Consider the following 17,822-nt stretch of genomic DNA (forward strand, 5'->3'; position numbering starts at 1 on the left):
TATGGCTCGCAATAACCATAAAAATGGCCGGCAAAAGCCGGCCAATCCAAATTATTTATTTACCTCTACATATTGTATTATGGTCTGATTTTTTGGGTTGTAGATAATAGTACTACTGTTTGGGAATCTTTTTAACTTATAATATTCTATACTTTTGTCATTCTTAATATCTTCTAAAAAACCTGTATCAAAAGTATTTTCAGGAAGAAATTTCGAAATAAAACTTATTTTATCAATAAGGCTTTGTCCATCAATTTTGCGGGCTGCTTTATCTGACTTACTTTCATCCGATGTAGGCTGCCCTTCCAAAAGAGGTAATAAGGCGGCAATGTCTGCCTTATATTTAAAAATATAACCTTCAGTACCGTTGGGAAATTTGAATCTTTTCCCTTTTTCCTCGGAAACGATACCCGCTCCTGCATTCGGAAAAACTTCACTGAACTTCACATCGTGAGAGTTTGTGAATGAGTTGATAGATTCGCTGACTGTTTTTTTGACTGTTTCTTCTACTGCCTGCTGGGCTTTCTGTTGTACCGTTTCCGTTGTTTTTTGAACGGTCTGGTCTATTTTTTCTTCAATTTTATTACATGAAACTAATGAAAGAACAGTAATAACTGGCAAAATATACTTCTTCATAATTCTAATGATCAATTTCTTTTTTTATTACTATACTTTTCCTTTAACGGAAAAGTAGGTAAAGATATTTCAACAAAGGAATAAAATATTTTTCGGGATCAAAAATCCTGCTGACAAACTGTTGTCATAATCCGGTCTTACCTTTGTATCAATAATAACAAACAAAAACCATACAATTATGACAACTACAGCAACAGCAACAGCAACAAAACAATTCATGACAACTGAGCAATTATTAAAGCACTGGCAGGGCCACAGAAATCTTACAAGAAGAGTTATTGAAGCTTTCCCTGAGAAAGAATTATTTGAATTTTCAGTAGGTGGTATGAGACCCTTCGCAAAACTGGCCGTAGAGCTGATCAGTATTGGCGGAGTTGCTTTAAAAGGAATTGTTGAAAAAAATATGGAAGCTTATAACGAAGAGGGCTTTGTTCCAACAACTAAAGAAGACATCTTAAAGAAATGGGATGAAGAGACAGAAGTAATCAATCATTATTTCGGCCAGATTTCAGAAGAACGTTTCCAGGAGACTTTCAACTTATTCGGACAGTATGAATTCCCGGTATATGAAAACATCCTTTATTTTGTAGACAATGAAATTCACCACCGTGGCCAGGGATATGTTTATCTGAGAGCTTTGGGAATAGAACCTCCTTTCTTCTGGGAAAGATTTTAATATGCCAGGATACTATTTTATTTTTAAGCCTGTTTAAACTAATTAAAAATTGAGTCACCAAAGCTGAGTGAAACGCTATAAACACTTTAGTTATTTTAAGTTTAAAACTGATTGAAAATAAAAGCACACGTAAGCAAAAAATCTTTGATTTTTTAAAAACTTATGCGAGCTTTAGTGAGCTTATTCTCACAGCTTCATTAAACTTAAGTGTTCAAGAAACTTTGTGACGTTGACTACGTCGAATCTTTGATTTGTGGTTAAAATAAAAAGTTTAAACGAGTTCTTTAATAAAAATATTAGTTTCATTTTATAACCATTTCATCTTTTTGCCTATATTAAACCTCAGCAGTCATGTTGAGGTTTATTGATGTCTTTCAGTCATTTTCACCAGCAACTCATTGAGTCTTATCCGAAGACTTTCGGGTTCTAAAATGGTAGCATAATCGGCAAAAGTAATTAGCCATCGGGGAAAGCCGTCATTGATCCATTCTGTTTCAAAAGTCAGCTCGACACCTCTGTCAGTTTCCACCTCTTCAATCAGCCCGTAATATTTTTTTGAATTGACCAGATGGGACATTATTTTTTTATCTACTAATAGTTTAGCAATAGATTTATTTACATTTGATTTTTTACGGTAATCATTCACCTGCCCATACTCCTGCAAAAAAGGAGTTTCTGTCTTGGTAATCTGCAAAATCCTATCTACCCGAAACTGCCTGAAATCTTTTCTCAAGGTACAGAATGCCATGATATACCAGAAATTGAATTCAAAGAAGACTCCTACTGTTTCAATGGTTCTGTGGCTCACTTTTGCATCTACCGTTTTATACTCTATAATGAGCTGAGTTTTCTCTGCAATGCTTTCTAGAATGATCGGAATAACATTTTTCAGAGAATCTTCCGGATGGGCATGAAAATTAAAAACATCAATCTGCTTTTCAATATTCTGAATCAAATTCTTATCTGAATTTCTCAATACAGAACGCAGCTTCTCCATTGCTTTCTGGTAATGATTTCCCAAGCTCTGATGAGAAAATTTCTGCATCAGTTTTTCAGCAGTAATAAAACTTAAAACTTCTTCTTTGGTAAACATCACAGGCGGAAGTTTATAACCGTCCATCAGGGAATATCCGTTTCCGGCTTCTCCTATAATAGGAATTCCGGCATTTTCCAGTGTCTTTACATCACGGTAAATTGTTCTGATGCTGACATCAAATTTTGCTGCCAGGTCCTGCGCCCTTACAATAGGTTTAGACTGAAGCTGGGTGAGAATAGCGGTTACCCGGTCTAGTTTTTTAAGATAATGGTCGTTCATATTGCTTCAACAAAGCTAAAATTCTTTTTTGAGGTATCCCATAAATTATAAGTGCTTTTTTACTAATTTTATTTTTTTCAAACAGACTATTTCTTATGCCCTATACCCAGTTCATCCAGACCATTGAGAAGATTTTAAAACCCGAAGAGGAAGTCATAAATGAACTTGTTTCCGGTTTGGAATACAAAATGTACAGAAAAGGAGATTTTCTGTTAAAAGCAGATGAAACCTGCAGGTATTTTTATTTTATAGAAAAAGGCCTTGTCAAATTATTTTTTGACAATGGTGACAAAGATTTTATCATGACTTTTTTTGCAGAATTAAGCGGCTTTCTTACCAGGCAGCCTTCAAAATACATGGTTGTAGCTTTAGAAGATACTGAAATCCTTCGTATACATAAAGATATCATTGAGAAATTATGCAAAAAATACCACAGTGCAGAAACATTGTTCAGTAAATTGTATTCCAAAGCTCCGGTGAATATGATGGGAAGGATCAGTGAAATGCTGGAAGACGACGGCAAAAAGCGTTATCATAATTTTCTGAAACAGAGACCTGACCTTATTCAGCGCATCAGCCTTGGAGATATGGCAGATTATATTGGGATTACCCAGGTTTCTCTAAGCAGGATCAGAGCCCAAAAATAGATAACAACATTTGGAAATCAATTGTTTTCTTTCCTTACATTATTTATCATTTGTAAAAAAAATCCGGGAAATTCAGTTCTACATTTGTCACATCATTAATCAAAAAACAAATAGTATGTCACAAAGAATCAACGCATTTGCAATGGGGAACAAAGCGATAAATGCACTTCACAACATGGGATTTCAGGTACAAAACTCATCATTGGACAACACATTTTTAGAACTCCTTTACTTCAGAGTTTCTCAAATGAACGGATGTGCTTTCTGCCTGGATATGCATTCCAAAGAATTAAGAGCAAAGGGTGAAACTGAACAGCGAATATTTCTGGTAAGTGCCTGGAGAGAATGTTCATTTTATACAGAAAAAGAAAAAGCCGGGCTACTTTGGGCTGAGTCTTTAACAGCTTTACAGGGTAAAGAAGTTCCTGATGAGGTATTTTCACAAGTAAGTCATTATTTTTCTGAAACGGAAATGGTGGATTTAACAATGGCTGTCATTGCCATCAACAGTTACAACAGAATCAATATTGCCTTTGGTGCAGAGGTGGGCACTTATCAGGTTCCTGAAAAAGCCCATTAAAAAATGGGTATTGAATAGAAAACTTAGCTGTCCGGCTGAGTTTTCTATTTAATTTTCTTTATAAGTATTCACCAGTTTATCCAGGTTTAAACTCCTTGCTGAAGCATCAAAAATCTCCCGATAGGTACCATCTTTACTATAAAGTTCATCATGGGTTCCGTTTTCAACCACCCTCCCCTTTTTCATCACATAAATAGTATCCGAATCTAAAATCTGGGATAAAGAATGCGAAATAATAATCACTGTTCTTCCTTCTTTTATGGCATCTAAGGAATTCTTAATCTGTTCTGTGGCTATTGCATCCAAACTTGCCGTAGGCTCATCCAGAAAGATAATGGGTGGATTTTTAAGAAACAATCTGGCAATAGCAATTCTCTGTTGCTGTCCTCCTGAAAGCTGGGTGGCATCATGATTATACTGATCCGGAAGATCCATAATCTGCTCATGCAGGTAAGCCTTTTTGGCAGCTTCCTGAATTTCTTTAAGATCAGCATTCATATCTCCATAGCGGATGTTGTCTTCAATACTTCCCTGGAAGATATGATTTTTCTGAAGGACCAATCCGAGATCACTTCTCAGAAAAGTATTATCAAATTCATTAAGGTTTATAGTATCCAGCAGGATTTCCCCGGAATCCGGGAGGTAAAATTTACACAGAAGATTAATCACTGTAGATTTTCCGGCTCCGCTTAACCCAACCAAAGCGGTTGTTTTTCCATTCTCAATTTTCATGGATACGTTATGCAAAGCTTTTGTCCCGTTGGGATAGGTAAAATCAACATTTTTCAATTCAAAAACTCCCTTAATCTTTTTTTCTACAAAATTTCCGTTGGGCTCGGCTTCATGATCGGCATTAAGAATATCAAAATATCCTTCGGCATAGATCATGGCATCATTCATATCATCATAAATCCTGTGTAACTGACGGATAGGTGCTGAAACATTATTAAAAAGCATAATATGAAGCATAATAGCCCCAATAGTCATCTGCTGATCCAGCACAAGATAAACCGTTAAAAGAATAATCAGAACAACTCCAAACTGCTCAATAAAAGTTTTCATCCCATCATAAATAAAGTTGATCTTTCTGGTGAACATCTGGCTTTCCATGAGCTGCATCTGCAGATCATACTGCTTTTTACCTTCAAATTTTTCACGGACAAAACTTTTGATCACCATAATGGAATTAATCAGATTCAAAAGTCCTGAAGTTTTCTTTTCTCTCTGGTTTCTGAGCTGGCGACGCACTCCACCCAGCTTTTTGGCTTGTAGTGAGCTTATATAAAAATAAATGGGAACAATGATCGTAGAAACCATTCCCACATATACATTCTGCATGTACATAATAATCAAAGCGATAATAGCATTGGAAAAAAGCGGCAAAATATCTATGAAAAAATTCTGGACCAGCTTTGTTAAACTTTCAATACCGCGGTCAATTCTGATCTGTAATTTTCCGGAATCATGGTTTTCGTCATTAAAATAAGCAACTTTATAGGTCAAAATCTTATCTATAGCTGACTGTGCGAGAACAGAACTCACATTAATTCTGATCTTTTCCCCATAAAACTTCTGTCCGAAATTGATAAAAATATTCAGTAATTCCTTTCCAAGCAAAATAATGGAGATAATGATCAGGATATGAATCCCTTCTGTCATAGGATGGGGAAGATGGGTAAGCTTAGTCACCTCATCCACTGTATATTTCAGAACGATTGGGTTAACCTGTGCCGCCAGGGCTCCCAGAAAAGTAAGAAACAATGTTCCATAAATCATGGGGCGATAAGGCCTGATAAATGGAACCAGCTGTTTATAGATCCCAAATAAAGTAACTGTTCTGTTAAAAGGTTTTGCCATAGAAATTATTTAAACTGAAAAACGTACCGTTTCAAGAGAAAAGGTACGTTTTATTATAATTTACAGCAAATAATTCTTTCTTATTCTGAGGTTTCCCGGATTCATTACCAGGAAAACTTTGCTTCCAGTTTTAATATTTTCAACAAATTCCAGGATCTTATCCTTCATACATATACGTAGTCAGATAATGAAGTTCTGATTTACTTGCCTCTTTAGACTCTGCCTGTGCCTGTTCTAAAGAGTAGTTGGAATTGATTTCTTTTTTCTGGAAAACAAATGAGTTGTTTGCATTTTTATCTACCACTTCATTAAAGATATGCTCAATCTCAGAATTGGCCAGTGAAGCAAAGCTGATATCTTCAAAACCATACATCATTCTCAGGTCATCAAACTGTTTAAAGTTTTCGTTTACAAATCCCTGGAAATGATTTTTTGAATCAAAATTCCCTGCCCAGATATTGTAGGCATATTTTTTCTTTTTCGGTTTGTCTAAAATACTTTGATAAACGAAGTTTTCTCCAAGGTATGCTTCTCTTACCTGTGGGTCATTGGCAAGATCTTCAGGAAGTCCTTCCTTAAGAATTTTCCCTTCAAACATGATATAAGTTTTGTTGGTAATTGCCAGCGTCTGCTGTACGTTGTGGTCGGTAATTAAAATTCCGATATTTTTATCAACAAGGCTTCTTACAATTTTCTGAATATCTTCTACTGCAATAGGGTCTACCCCGGCGAAAGGCTCATCCAAAAGAATAAAATTCGGACTGGTGGCAAGACAACGGGCAATTTCCGTTCTACGTCTTTCTCCTCCGGAAAGAAGGTCTCCTCTGTTTTTACGAACATGCTGTAAAGAAAATTCTTCGATCAGCTCATCACATTTGATTTGCTGCTCACGTTTTGAAAGCTTGGTCAATTGCAGTACTCCCATAATGTTTTCTTCCACGGAAAGTTTTCTGAAAACGGAAGCTTCCTGTGCCAGGTAGCCAATCCCTTTCTGAGCTCTGCGATACATAGCATCAGTGGTGATCTCCTGTTTATCAAGAAAAATCTTTCCTGAAGTAGGCTTAACCAACCCTACAATCATATAAAACGAAGTGGTTTTTCCGGCTCCGTTCGGACCCAGCAAACCAACAATTTCTCCCTGTTGAACCTGTACAGAAACGCCTTTTACAACTTTTTTAGGACCGTATTCTTTGATTAAGTTTTCTCCTCGTAAAATCATAGGGCAAATATATCAAAAATATAAACTCCCTTTATAGCAATATAAACTTATTTACTTTCATATCACTGTAACTTTTTATAATTTCAAACTACTTATATTAAAAAAAATCAATCGGTTAAAAACATTAGGAAATGGAAAATTACGGCTATACAAAAACAGGAAACACACAAAATCAGCAGAGCAATATCCCCTATCGTTCGGAAAAGAAACTTCCAGCGGCTATATTGGGTATCCTTGTAGGGTGGCTGGCTCTCAATAAATTTTATCTGGGCTATACCAAAGAAGGTGTTATTCAGCTCATCCTTAATATCGTTACCCTAGGAGCGGCATCTATTATTCCGTTTTATAGAAGGTATTTTATATCTTTTTATGAGTGACAAGCAGTTTGATGACACTTACGTATATGGAAAAAAAGGCTGGTTTTAACCGGCTATGACATAAGCATAAAAAAAACACCTCTAGTTGAGGTGTTTTTCATAGTATCTTTTTTCTTATTTATTCAGAATCATTGCTGCTTCTTTTGCAAAATAAGTAAAAATCATATCTGCTCCGGCTCTTTTGAAACAGGTAAGACTTTCAATGATGGTTTTATCATTATCCAGCCAGCCATTCTGAACCGCTGCCTTTACCATGGCATATTCTCCACTTACATTATAAACCGCTATCGGCAAGTCTATAGCTTCACGCACTTTGGAAACAATATCCAGATAAGGAAGTCCCGGTTTGATCATGATAACATCAGCTCCCTCATCAATATCTTTATAGACTTCATTCAATGCTTCACGGGAATTGTGAAAATCCATCTGGTATGTTTTTTTGTCTTTCGGAATCTCCATATCATCTTTCGGAGCACTGTCTAAAGCACTTCTGAAAGGTCCATAGAAAGAACTTGCATATTTTGCAGCATAGCTCACAATTCCTACATCTGTAAACCCGCTTTCTTCCAGTGCTTCACGGATCACCAGTACTCTGCCATCCATCATGTCGCTTGGTGCCACCAAGTCTGCTCCTGCTTCAGCATGAGACACAGACATTCTCGCCAATGCATCATTGGTAGCATCATTTAAAACCTTTCCGTTTTCAATGATTCCGTCATGACCATAGATTGAATAAGGATCCAACGCTACATCAGGCATAACCACCATTCCCGGAACGGCATCCTTAATCGCCTTGATGGTATTCTGCATCAATCCGTCTTTGTTCCATGCTTCTTTTCCGGTATTGTCTTTCAGATTTTCTGACACTTTCATGTACAAATTGACAGCTTTTACTCCTAAAGAAAATAATTCCTTACATTCTTTTACGGTTAAATCTATACTCCGCCTGAATATCCCCGGCATCGACGGGATTGCCTCCTGCTTGTTTTCGCCCTCCATTACGAAGATCGGCATCACAAAATCATCAGTTGTAAGCACATTTTCTCTTACCAAACCTCTGATAGATTCATTAACTCTAAGTCTTCTATTTCTTGAATGTATCATTTTGGAATACTTTTTGAATAAGTTTCTACAAATTTACTACAAGTTCAATAAAAAACTATTGTGCAAGATTGTAGAATTTGTTACATTTGTTATATATATTCGAGAAAATATAAATTTGATGAAAAAACTTTTACTTTTAATTTTATTTGTAGGCACTTTTGTTGGATTTTCCAACAATTTACAAGCTCAGCTTAAGGAGCCGGGTTCCATCTCACAGAAGGCTGATGATGGAGTGATGATTGCCTATCCAAATCCTGCAAAGGATTATCTTATCATAAAGGCAAAGGATTCTTCTTTAAGAATCAAAAGTGTGACTTTTTATTCCATTTTGGGTATGCAGGTTGCCAGCTATACTGTCAATATGAATTCCGGAGAAATCAATATTGAAAAATTGAAACCCGGAAAATATCTGATCCGTTACCTCTTAAGTGACAACACGCAAAAAGTTACTCAAATCGTAAAACAATAAATTAGAATCCTGATAATCATCAGGATTTTTTCTTTTACACCAATTCTGTTTAATATTTCCGTAACTTTCAGCACTTTTTTATACTAATTGTAAAAGAACAATTTAATGTTAAAAGCTGAACATATTAAAAAGACCTATAATGCAGGAAAAAAGGTCGCACTGGATGATTTTAGCATCCATGTTCCACAAGGCAGCATTTATGGGCTTCTAGGCCCCAACGGAGCCGGAAAAACTTCTTTTATCCGTATCATCAACCAAATTACCCAGGCAGATTCAGGAGACATCTTCATCAATGGAGAAAAACTGAATCCGAATCATATCAGAGATATTGGTTATATGCCTGAAGAAAGGGGATTATATAAGAATATGAGTGTGGGTGATCAGATTCTTTATTTTGCAGAACTGAAAGGGATGAGCAAAAATGACGCCTTACAGGAAGCTAAAAAATGGTTTGAAAAACTCAATATTGACCAATGGTGGAAAAAAAAGCTTTCTGAACTCTCCAAAGGAATGGCCCAGAAGATCCAGTTTGTAGTTACTGTTTTACACAGACCTCACCTTTTGATTCTTGATGAGCCCTTCTCCGGTTTTGATCCTGTAAATGCGAACTTGATTAAGGACCAGATCATTGATCTCAAAAATAACGGAACCACTATTATTCTTTCTACCCACAGAATGGAAAGTGTGGAAGAAATGTGTGATTATGTAGCACTGATCAACAATTCCAAGAAGATTATTGACGGAAAGGTTTTTGACGTGAGAGAAAAGTTTAAGAAAAATATTTTTGGCGTTACGCTTTCCGAAGTTGGCAGTGACCAATTTGAAACCTTCAAAAACAAATATGAAATTTTTAATCTTTCTCATGAGAATAATCTCATTTCATTCGACCTGAAGAACGAGGCCGGGCAGAATAATATTCTCCTTGACCTTGTAAACGTTGGCCAGGTAAGATCATTCGACGAAAGAATTCCTAGTATGAATGAGGTGTTTATTAATGCAGTAAGTAACCATTCTTAATTTTATGAATAATATTTTTTTAATTACAAAGAGAGAGTTTCTTACTCAGGTTAAGAAAAAGTCTTTTATCATATTGACCTTATTGGCTCCTATCCTTATTATTGCTTTTGGAGCAGTGATTGGGCTTATGTTTAAAGCTAATGAATCTCACAGTATCATAGAGGTGGTGGATAAAAGCGGATTGTTTAAAGATCAGCTAAAGTCTAATGATAAACTGGATTACCAATTTATTTCTGCAGCAGACGAAAAGGCAAAAGTTAATAATTTAAAGGACAACGAGTCCCTGGATGGTATTTTAGTTTTACCGGAGCTTAAAAATCAAAATTATGATGAGCTGGAAAGCAGCAGCCGGTTAATAGTAAACAGCAAAATAGGTCTTGATACAAAACAGAAGATTGTTTCTGATATTTCCAACGTTATTAAAAAGGAAAAGATCAAGCAATTAGGGATTCAGGAAGTTCAGTTAGATGATCTTGATAAAAGTTTCACCCTGAAAACCATCAATGTATCTAACGACAATAAAGAAGATTCTGATCTTGCTTTCGGGGTGAAAACAGGACTTAGCATGATTTTGATGTACGTCACTTTTATGTTTATCATCATTTATGGAGTAAGAGTAATGCGAAGCGTTCTGGAGGAGAAAAACAACCGTGTCGTAGAAATTATCATTTCTTCTGTAAAGCCTTTTGAGCTGATGATGGGGAAAATTTTAGGGGTGACCTTAGTTGCCTTAACTCAGTTTATCATCTGGATCACCATGTCTGTGATTGGTGCTGTGGTTTTAAATACCGGTTTTTCATCACTCCAGAAAAATATTCCTGGCGGAAATGAACAGGTAATGAATAAACTGGACATTGCCCAGCTGGCTACTCAGATTTCCCATAGCTTACTGGAAATGAACTTCCCATTGATTATTTTTGTATTCATTGTTTTCTTCCTTTTAGGTTATATTTTCTACAGTTCAATTTATGCTGCAATAGGCTCTGCCGTTGATAATGAAACCGAAACCCAGCAGTTTACTTTATTTGCTGTTTTACCGTTGATGCTAGGGATGTATGGAAGCTTTTCATTAATGAATAACCCTGATGGTCCACTGGGCTTCTGGTTATCTATTATTCCGTTTACTTCACCTGTGGCAATGATTGCAAGAATACCATTTGGAGTTCCTGCATGGCAGATTGCATTATCTATTGTATTATTGTTGGGAACAACCATTTTCATGATATTCCTGGCAGGAAAAATTTACCGTGTAGGTATTTTAATGTATGGCAATAAAGCTACTTTAAAAGAGCTCTGGAAATGGATCAGAGGATAGAAACTTTTCTATATAAAACAAAAATCCCGGAAATTCCGGGATTTTTTTATGTTATGATGAATAACTTTTATTTGAATATGTAGCTTAAGGTAAGCGCTAAAACCTGTTCAGATTTTTTCTTGTCGGTACCTCCTTTTTCTTTCGCAAGGCCAGGATAAGTATCTGAAAAACCTAAATCATATTTAACGGCTACTTCCAATTGTCTCTTGAAGCTATAACCTACTCCTAGTCCTAACCCCCAGTTGAAGCTTTTTGCTTTTCCGTTGACTGTTGGTCTTGCCGGATCAATAACATCCGGATCATAATAAGGTCTGTCTGCAGGAACATCTTTAACATTCTGGTTAAGCAAAAAGTTAAATCTTGGTCCTATCATTCCAAAGAATTCTGATTCAGATTCTGAAAAATACCCTTTAAAATAAAGAGGTACACTCAGATAGTTGTTGCCATATACAGCATCATAACCATCTTTTCCTTTTGCATCCTTATCTTTACCAGTTTCTCCTGCACCATAGTACAGAACTTCCGGCTGTATATAGAATTGGTTTGCCTTTCCAACCGGGATCAAAGCCAAAGCTCCACCTTGAAAAGTGTATCTAGGGCCAGAAGGATTATGGGCATTGGCTACTCTGGAATAATTTAATCCTGCAGTAACTCCAAATCTGGTATTTTTCCATTGAACTTGAGCAAAAGACAAAGCGGAGAGGGTAAGCGCTGAGGCTAATAAAAGTTTTTTCATATGTTTTGTTTAAGATTATCCTAGGATTTTTGCAACAGTTGCACCGATGTCAGCAGGAGAGTCAACAACGTTGATACCATTTTCTCTCATGATTTCCATTTTTGCCTGAGCTGTATCTTCAGCACCACCTACAATAGCACCAGCATGTCCCATTGTTCTACCTTTTGGAGCAGTCTGTCCAGCAATAAATCCTACAACCGGCTTAGTAGATCCGCTTGCTTTGTACCATCTGGCAGCTTCAGCTTCTAATCCACCACCGATTTCACCGATCATTACAACAGCCTCAGTTTCAGGATCATTGATGAATAATTCTAATGCTTCTCTTGTAGTTGTTCCAATGATTGGGTCACCACCAATACCGATAGCTGTAGAGATTCCGTATCCTGCTCTTACCACCTGGTCAGCAGCTTCATACGTAAGGGTACCTGATTTTGAAACAATACCTACCTTACCTTTTTTGAAAACGAAACCTGGCATAATACCAATTTTAGCTTCTTCAGAAGTAATGATTCCAGGGCAGTTTGGTCCGATTAATCTGCAGTCTCTGTCAGCAATATAAGATTTTACTTTTACCATGTCAGCTACAGGAATACCTTCAGTAATACATACAATTACTTTAATACCTGCTTCAGCAGCTTCCATAATAGCATCTGCTGCAAATGCTGGCGGTACGAAAATAATACTTACGTTTGCTCCTGCTTTTTCAACAGCGTCAGCTACTGTATTGAATACCGGCTTTCCTAAGTGCTCGCTACCTCCTTTTCCTGGAGTAACCCCACCTACTACGTTGGTTCCGTATTCAATCATCTGGCTAGCATGGAAAGTACCTTCGTTCCCTGTAAATCCTTGTACAATTACTTTAGAATCTTTGTTTACTAAAATTGACATTTTATTGTTGTTTTAATTTATTAATTATTTTATTAATGATCACAAATTTACTTAAATTTCTTTGATTTTAGATAAAACCTTTAGAATAGTTTATTTGAGATTTCTCAGCTTTACTTCTTTTTTCAGATATGTTTTGAAGTCTTCGGCAAACATCCCGATATAAGTACCTTTTTCCAGGTCTCTGTTTACTCCTGTTTTTCCTAAAATTACAGTTCCAGCTGCTATTTTATTGCCTGAGGCGATGCCCACCTGTCCCCATAATGTTACTTCATCTCCAATAACACAACATCCGGCAATCCCCACCTGGGAAGCGATCAGACACTTTTTTCCGATAACGGTATCATGTCCTATCTGGATCTGATTATCCAACACTGAGCCTTCTCCAATTATGGTAGAATCTGTAACACCTCTGTCAATGGTACAGCCGTTTCCTATCTCCACATTATTTTCTATGACTACATTTCCCACTGAAATTAAACGGTCAAAGTTTCCGTTTAGCTTTCTGTAATAAAATGCATCACCACCCAATACTGTATTGGATTGAATGACTACATTATCTCCTATTTCTGTTCTGTCACCAATGACAACATTAGGGAAAATAAGGGTATTTTTTCCTATTTTCACATTATTTCCAATGACTGCTGAAGGGTGAATTCTTGTGCCCTCACCAATTTCTGCATCATGAAGTTCTTCTGTGAAATTGTATATTCTTGTAAAATGAGTATTAATTGCATTAAAATCTCTGAAAGGATCATCAGAAACTAAAAGAGCTTTTCCTATAGGACATTCCACTTCTTTATCGATCAAAATGATGGTAGCCGCAGACTGTAATGCTTTGTCATAATATTTAGGATGGTTCACAAAAACGATCTCACCCGGTTTCACCATATGGATCTCATTGGAACCCAATACTTCAAAATCTTCAGGACCAACAAATTTTGCTCCTATCAGATCTGCAATTGTTTTAAGCTTTTGTGGAGAATGGAATCTCATAACAATAGATTTTCTTATAAAACAAAATTCGGAATGCTAATGCAAACCGAATTTATGTAAATTGTATTTATTATTTTACTCTTTCTAAGTAGCTACCGTCTTCAGTACTTACTTTAATTCTATCTCCCGGCTCAATAAATAAAGGAACCATTACTCTTGCTCCTGTTTCAACGATTGCGTTTTTAAGGGCATTTGTTGCAGTGTTTCCTTTCACCCCCGGATCAGCTTCAATAACGTCCAGATAAACTGATTGTGGAAGCTCAGCAGAAAGTGGAGTTTCATCAGCCTCTTTCAGAATGATCGTTACTTCTTCACCAGCTTTCATAAACTGAGCGTTCTCGATCATTTCTTTATTGATATATAATTGAGAGAAGTCATCATTATTCATGAAGTGGAACCCGTTCTCATCATCATACAGATACTGGAACTTTCTTGTAATTACTTTTACTTCATCTATTTTGTGTCCTGCAGAAAAAGTATTATCAAGTACTTTCCCATTGGTTACTGACTTCAGTTTTGTTCTCACGAAAGCAGGACCTTTTCCTGGCTTTACGTGCAAAAATTCAATTACTTTGAAAATATCATTGCTAAATTCGATGCAAAGTCCTTTTCTGATATCGTTACTTGTTGCCATTAATTATATTATTCTTTTTTTATTTAGTTTTTATTGGGCTGTGCGGCAAATAGGCAAATTGCAAATTTACTTTTAGCTCTGTTTGGTTAATTGCTGTCTTTGCTGGTTCCGTATCCTTTTACAATACCTCTTGGTGAGTTTTGGATAAACTGTAGGATTTCGTCTCTTTCAGCAGTAGGAAGCATTTCTTTTTCAATATATGCCAGTGCCTGGGAAACATTCATCTTCATCTGGAAAATAGCTCTGTAAATTTTTTGAATTTCGAAGATCTTCTCATTAGAAAACCCTCTTCTTCTTAAACCAACAGAATTAATCCCTGCATAAGAAATTGGGTCTCTGGCAACTTTTACATACGGAGGAATATCTTTTCTGATCAGTGATCCCCCGGAAATCATAGTATGTTTTCCGATTTTACCAAACTGTTGAACTGCTGAAAGACCTCCCATTACAGTAAAATCTCCAATTTCAACATGTCCTGCAATACCGCATCCATTGGCAATAATCACATTATCTCCTATAATACAGTCATGAGCAACGTGGGAAGTAGCCATGATAAGACAATTGCTGCCTACCTTTGTAAATCCAAGAGCTTTAGTTCCTCTGTTTATAGTCACACATTCTCTTAAAGTTGTATTATCTCCAATAATTGTTTGTGTATCTTCCCCATCGAACTTCAAGTCCTGAGGGATTGCAGAAATTACAGTTCCCGGAAAGATTTTACAATCTTTTCCTATTCTTGCGCCTTCCATGATGGTAACGTTAGGACCAATCCAGGTTCCTTCTCCAATTTCTACGTCCCCTGCAATTGTAGTAAAAGGTTCTACAATTACATTTTTGCTGATTTTCGCACGTTTATCTACGGCTGCTAATTGATGGATCATTTAATCAACTTTATTTTTTGCAACTTGAGCCATAAGCTCTGCTTCCACTGCCACTGTATCTCCCACATATCCATATCCCTGCATGTGAACAATACCTCTTCTGATAGGTTCTATCAGTTCAATTTTGAAAATAATAGTATCTCCAGGAACTACTTTTCTTTTGAACTTTACTTTATCGATTTTAATAAAGTATGTAGAATAGTTTTCAGGATCTGGAACGCTTGCCAATACAAGAATACCTCCTGTCTGTGCTAAAGCTTCCACCTGAAGTACTCCCGGCATTACAGGCTCTTTAGGAAAATGCCCAACGAAGAAGGGCTCATTCATAGTAACATTTTTCAATCCTACTACATGAGAATCTGAAAGTTCAAGAACTTTATCAATTAATAAGAACGGAGGTCTGTGAGGCATAAGCTTCATAATTCCGTTGATATCGAATACCGGCTCTTTTGTAAGATCAAAGTCCGGAACGTTTTTCTTTTTCTGCAATTTCCACTGACGGTTTAGTTTTTTTGCAAATTGAGTATTTACAAAATGGCCAGGTTTGTTAGCTATAACCTTACCTTTTATTTTTACTCCAGCTAAAGCCAGATCACCAATTACATCCAGTAATTTGTGTCTTGCAGCTTCATTTGGATAGTTTAAATTCAAATTATCAAGAATACCGTTTGGTCTGATAGAAACATTATCTTTCCCAAAGGCTTTCTTTAATTTTTCTGTAGTTTCCGGTGTAAGATCTTTATCTACATATACAATAGCATTAGATATATCTCCTCCTTTGATCAACCCATGGTCTAACAGCATTTCCAGTTCATGTAAGAAGCTGAATGTTCTTGCTGATGATATTTCGTCTTTAAACTCAGAAATATTTTTTAGCGTAGCATTTTGAGTCCCTAAAACTTTAGTTCCAAAATCTACCATTGTTGTTACTTCGTATGTATCTGAAGGAATAATTGTGATTTCCGAGCCGGTAGCCGGGTCACTATAAGTAAGAACTTCTTTTACTACCAGATATTCTCTGGCAATGTTTTGCTCTACGACTCCAACACTTTCAATTGCTTCGACAAAATATTTTGAAGATCCGTCCAAAATTGGGGGTTCAGAGGCATCCATTTCTAACATTGCATTATCAATATCACAACCTACTAATGCTGCTAAAAGATGTTCGCAGGTCGTAATTTTCACTCCCAGTTTTTCTAATGTTGTTCCCCTTTCTGTTGCTATAACATAATTGACATCTGCTTCTACCTGAGGATGGCCCTCTAAGTCTGTTCTTACAAATACAAAACCTGTGTTCTCTTTGGCAGGTTTAATGGTAAGTTTTACTTCTTTACCAGTGTGAAGACCAATTCCAGAAAGAGTAACCTCTTGCTGAAGTGTTTTTTGCATATCACTCATTAGTATGATCTTTTGAGTTATTCTCAAGATTATTTATTCTGCTTACTATTTCAGTGAAATTTCTGAAATGAACATAATTTCTCAGATAGTCATTGTAGCTGATTGCTGGTGAACCATACAGTGTTTCTTTGTCGTTAACACTGGAATTCACACCACTCTGAGCCTGAATTTTCACTTGGTTTCCGATTTTGATATGCCCTACAATTCCTACCTGACCTCCGATTTGATTCCAGTCCCCAATTGTAGTAGAACCCGCAATACCGGCTTGTGCGGCTATTACATTATTCTGTCCTATTTTCACATTGTGAGCAATCTGAATCAGATTATCAATTTTTGTTCCCTTACCAATAATGGTAGAACCTATTGTTGCCCTGTCAATACTACAGTTTGAACCGATTTCAACATCATCTTCAATAATAACATTTCCAAGCTGCGGAATCTTTTTGAATCCTTCAGCGGTAGGCTGAAAACCAAAACCATCACCTCCTATTACCGTATTAGAATGGATCACACAATTATCACCAATAATGCAATAGTCATAAATTCTGGCACCACTGTCAATCTTACAGTTTTTACCAATTTTTACACCTTTTCCAATATATACATGTGGATAAATCTGTGAGCCCTCCCCGATTTTAGCTTTCTCAGAAACATAAGTAAATGCACCGATATAAGCTTTGTCTCCTATTACAGCTGTATCATGAATGGATGAACCATTCTCAACACCTTCTTTTCTTCCTCTCATTTCCTGATATAAATTCATCAGAACCTGAAAAGAAAGATAGGCATCTTTTACAACAATTAAGGTTGGATTGTAATTATCTTTGACTATAAGTTTCTCAGAAACAATGATAACAGAGCATTTGGAGGTATCCAAAAAATGGGAAAACCGATCTTGTGCTATAAAAGAAAGATGTCCTGATTCTCCATTTTCAATTGGAGAAACCCCTGTAATAAGTGCCGTTTCGTCACCTATAATTTTTCCGTCAATAAAACTTGCAATTTGCGAAGCTGTAAATTCCATATTCTGCAAAGATAAGAAATTCTATAATTTGCAAACATTTTTTGGTTTCAGATCTC

General features: G+C 36.3%; 18 protein-coding genes and 1 pseudogene. 7 read left to right on the plus strand and 12 right to left on the minus strand.

Annotated elements, in window-relative coordinates; genetic code table 11:
- Positions 1 to 51: 51 nt before the first annotated feature.
- Positions 52 to 636, minus strand: a complete 585-nt coding sequence (locus MP478_RS20120) for an alkaline phosphatase family protein (protein WP_257201470.1) — start codon at positions 634 to 636, stop codon at positions 52 to 54.
- 178 nt (positions 637 to 814) lie between these two features.
- Between MP478_RS20120 and MP478_RS20125 the strand changes: the two genes are divergently transcribed.
- A complete protein-coding gene (locus tag MP478_RS20125) occupies positions 815 to 1,312 on the plus strand; it encodes a DinB family protein (protein WP_257201472.1) in 498 nt (165 codons plus the stop codon).
- A 361-nt stretch (positions 1,313 to 1,673) separates the two neighbouring features.
- Here MP478_RS20125 and MP478_RS20130 read toward each other — a convergent pair whose 3' ends face one another.
- Positions 1,674 to 2,627 (minus strand): YafY family protein, encoded by a 954-nt coding sequence (locus MP478_RS20130; protein ID WP_230040341.1) that lies wholly within the window; start codon positions 2,625 to 2,627, stop codon positions 1,674 to 1,676.
- A gap of 95 nt (positions 2,628 to 2,722) precedes the next feature.
- Here MP478_RS20130 and MP478_RS20135 point away from each other — a divergent pair, with 95 nt between their 5' ends.
- Together MP478_RS20135 and MP478_RS20140 are read left to right on the plus strand one after the other, a co-directional pair.
- A complete protein-coding gene (locus tag MP478_RS20135; protein WP_257201473.1) occupies positions 2,723 to 3,274 on the plus strand; it encodes a Crp/Fnr family transcriptional regulator in 552 nt (183 codons plus the stop codon).
- Between the two features lie 115 nt (positions 3,275 to 3,389).
- The gene (locus tag MP478_RS20140) at positions 3,390 to 3,854 is read left to right on the plus strand and encodes a carboxymuconolactone decarboxylase family protein (protein WP_257191782.1); all 465 of its coding nucleotides are present in this window, start codon (positions 3,390 to 3,392) and stop codon (positions 3,852 to 3,854) included.
- 48 nt (positions 3,855 to 3,902) lie between these two features.
- Here the strand turns inward: MP478_RS20140 and MP478_RS20145 are convergent, their stop codons facing one another.
- Entirely contained in the window at positions 3,903 to 5,630 is a 1,728-nt protein-coding gene (locus MP478_RS20145) for an ABC transporter ATP-binding protein (protein ID WP_230040602.1), read from the minus strand.
- A gap of 574 nt (positions 5,631 to 6,204) precedes the next feature.
- Positions 6,205 to 6,930, minus strand: a pseudogene (lptB, locus tag MP478_RS20150) (LPS export ABC transporter ATP-binding protein); the annotation flags it as partial.
- A gap of 131 nt (positions 6,931 to 7,061) precedes the next feature.
- Between lptB and MP478_RS20155 the strand changes: the two are divergent.
- Positions 7,062 to 7,307 carry an NINE protein gene (locus MP478_RS20155; RefSeq protein WP_373691731.1) on the plus strand — a complete coding sequence of 82 codons (246 nt, stop codon included), beginning with the start codon at positions 7,062 to 7,064 and terminating at the stop codon, positions 7,305 to 7,307.
- A gap of 114 nt (positions 7,308 to 7,421) precedes the next feature.
- On the opposite strand, the gene hemB is transcribed toward MP478_RS20155, so the two are convergent.
- Positions 7,422 to 8,411 carry a porphobilinogen synthase gene (gene hemB, locus MP478_RS20160; protein ID WP_230040351.1) on the minus strand — a complete coding sequence of 330 codons (990 nt, stop codon included), beginning with the start codon at positions 8,409 to 8,411 and terminating at the stop codon, positions 7,422 to 7,424.
- A gap of 118 nt (positions 8,412 to 8,529) precedes the next feature.
- Here hemB and MP478_RS20165 point away from each other — a divergent pair, with 118 nt between their 5' ends.
- From MP478_RS20165 to MP478_RS20175, 3 genes are all read left to right on the plus strand, one after another.
- Positions 8,530 to 8,880 (plus strand): T9SS type A sorting domain-containing protein, encoded by a 351-nt coding sequence (locus MP478_RS20165; RefSeq protein WP_230040353.1) that lies wholly within the window; start codon positions 8,530 to 8,532, stop codon positions 8,878 to 8,880.
- A 105-nt stretch (positions 8,881 to 8,985) separates the two neighbouring features.
- Positions 8,986 to 9,897 carry an ABC transporter ATP-binding protein gene (locus MP478_RS20170; protein ID WP_257191785.1) on the plus strand — a complete coding sequence of 304 codons (912 nt, stop codon included), beginning with the start codon at positions 8,986 to 8,988 and terminating at the stop codon, positions 9,895 to 9,897.
- 4 nt (positions 9,898 to 9,901) lie between these two features.
- A complete protein-coding gene (locus tag MP478_RS20175; RefSeq protein ID WP_257201475.1) occupies positions 9,902 to 11,212 on the plus strand; it encodes an ABC transporter permease in 1,311 nt (436 codons plus the stop codon).
- Between the two features lie 67 nt (positions 11,213 to 11,279).
- On the opposite strand, the gene MP478_RS20180 is transcribed toward MP478_RS20175, so the two are convergent.
- The 7 genes from MP478_RS20180 to lpxD form a co-directional block, all read right to left on the minus strand.
- Positions 11,280 to 11,948, minus strand: coding sequence for a porin family protein (locus MP478_RS20180; protein ID WP_230040365.1), 669 nt, complete (start codon positions 11,946 to 11,948; stop codon positions 11,280 to 11,282).
- 15 nt (positions 11,949 to 11,963) lie between these two features.
- Positions 11,964 to 12,836 (minus strand): succinate--CoA ligase subunit alpha, encoded by an 873-nt coding sequence (gene sucD / locus MP478_RS20185; RefSeq protein ID WP_047488432.1) that lies wholly within the window; start codon positions 12,834 to 12,836, stop codon positions 11,964 to 11,966.
- A 90-nt stretch (positions 12,837 to 12,926) separates the two neighbouring features.
- On the minus strand, positions 12,927 to 13,829 hold the full coding sequence (locus tag MP478_RS20190; protein WP_257201476.1) for a UDP-3-O-(3-hydroxymyristoyl)glucosamine N-acyltransferase: 903 nt from the start codon (positions 13,827 to 13,829) through the stop codon (positions 12,927 to 12,929).
- A 70-nt stretch (positions 13,830 to 13,899) separates the two neighbouring features.
- A complete protein-coding gene (gene efp, locus MP478_RS20195; protein WP_103293839.1) occupies positions 13,900 to 14,463 on the minus strand; it encodes an elongation factor P in 564 nt (187 codons plus the stop codon).
- Positions 14,464 to 14,549: 86 nt separating this feature from the next.
- Complete coding sequence (gene lpxA / locus MP478_RS20200) at positions 14,550 to 15,344, minus strand: acyl-ACP--UDP-N-acetylglucosamine O-acyltransferase (protein WP_230040369.1); 795 nt, start codon at positions 15,342 to 15,344, stop codon at positions 14,550 to 14,552.
- Positions 15,345 to 16,742 (minus strand): bifunctional UDP-3-O-[3-hydroxymyristoyl] N-acetylglucosamine deacetylase/3-hydroxyacyl-ACP dehydratase, encoded by a 1,398-nt coding sequence (locus tag MP478_RS20205; RefSeq protein WP_047488416.1) that lies wholly within the window; start codon positions 16,740 to 16,742, stop codon positions 15,345 to 15,347.
- Positions 16,735 to 17,766 (minus strand): UDP-3-O-(3-hydroxymyristoyl)glucosamine N-acyltransferase, encoded by a 1,032-nt coding sequence (lpxD, locus tag MP478_RS20210; protein ID WP_257191789.1) that lies wholly within the window; start codon positions 17,764 to 17,766, stop codon positions 16,735 to 16,737. Before lpxD ends, MP478_RS20205 begins: the two co-directional genes overlap by 8 nt.
- Positions 17,767 to 17,822: the final 56 nt, after the last annotated feature.

This window comes from Chryseobacterium sp. WG14 (genome assembly GCF_024586945.1).
Taxonomy (GTDB): domain Bacteria; phylum Bacteroidota; class Bacteroidia; order Flavobacteriales; family Weeksellaceae; genus Chryseobacterium.

Coding starts and splice junctions, on each gene's coding strand:
- efp (WP_103293839.1), bottom strand. CDS start 14,463: ATGGCAACAAGTAACGATATCAGAAAAGGACTTTGCATCGAATTTAGC.
- MP478_RS20125 (WP_257201472.1), top strand. CDS start 815: ATGACAACTACAGCAACAGCAACAGCAACAAAACAATTCATGACAACT.
- MP478_RS20130 (WP_230040341.1), bottom strand. CDS start 2,627: ATGAACGACCATTATCTTAAAAAACTAGACCGGGTAACCGCTATTCTC.
- sucD (WP_047488432.1), bottom strand. CDS start 12,836: ATGTCAATTTTAGTAAACAAAGATTCTAAAGTAATTGTACAAGGATTT.
- MP478_RS20165 (WP_230040353.1), top strand. CDS start 8,530: ATGAAAAAACTTTTACTTTTAATTTTATTTGTAGGCACTTTTGTTGGA.
- MP478_RS20180 (WP_230040365.1), bottom strand. CDS start 11,948: ATGAAAAAACTTTTATTAGCCTCAGCGCTTACCCTCTCCGCTTTGTCT.
- MP478_RS20135 (WP_257201473.1), top strand. CDS start 2,723: ATGCCCTATACCCAGTTCATCCAGACCATTGAGAAGATTTTAAAACCC.
- MP478_RS20155 (WP_373691731.1), top strand. CDS start 7,062: ATGGAAAATTACGGCTATACAAAAACAGGAAACACACAAAATCAGCAG.
- MP478_RS20175 (WP_257201475.1), top strand. CDS start 9,902: ATGAATAATATTTTTTTAATTACAAAGAGAGAGTTTCTTACTCAGGTT.
- MP478_RS20120 (WP_257201470.1), bottom strand. CDS start 636: ATGAAGAAGTATATTTTGCCAGTTATTACTGTTCTTTCATTAGTTTCA.
- MP478_RS20190 (WP_257201476.1), bottom strand. CDS start 13,829: ATGAGATTCCATTCTCCACAAAAGCTTAAAACAATTGCAGATCTGATA.
- lpxD (WP_257191789.1), bottom strand. CDS start 17,766: ATGGAATTTACAGCTTCGCAAATTGCAAGTTTTATTGACGGAAAAATT.
- MP478_RS20205 (WP_047488416.1), bottom strand. CDS start 16,742: ATGAGTGATATGCAAAAAACACTTCAGCAAGAGGTTACTCTTTCTGGA.
- MP478_RS20145 (WP_230040602.1), bottom strand. CDS start 5,630: ATGATTTATGGAACATTGTTTCTTACTTTTCTGGGAGCCCTGGCGGCA.
- lpxA (WP_230040369.1), bottom strand. CDS start 15,344: ATGATCCATCAATTAGCAGCCGTAGATAAACGTGCGAAAATCAGCAAA.
- hemB (WP_230040351.1), bottom strand. CDS start 8,411: ATGATACATTCAAGAAATAGAAGACTTAGAGTTAATGAATCTATCAGA.
- MP478_RS20170 (WP_257191785.1), top strand. CDS start 8,986: ATGTTAAAAGCTGAACATATTAAAAAGACCTATAATGCAGGAAAAAAG.
- MP478_RS20140 (WP_257191782.1), top strand. CDS start 3,390: ATGTCACAAAGAATCAACGCATTTGCAATGGGGAACAAAGCGATAAAT.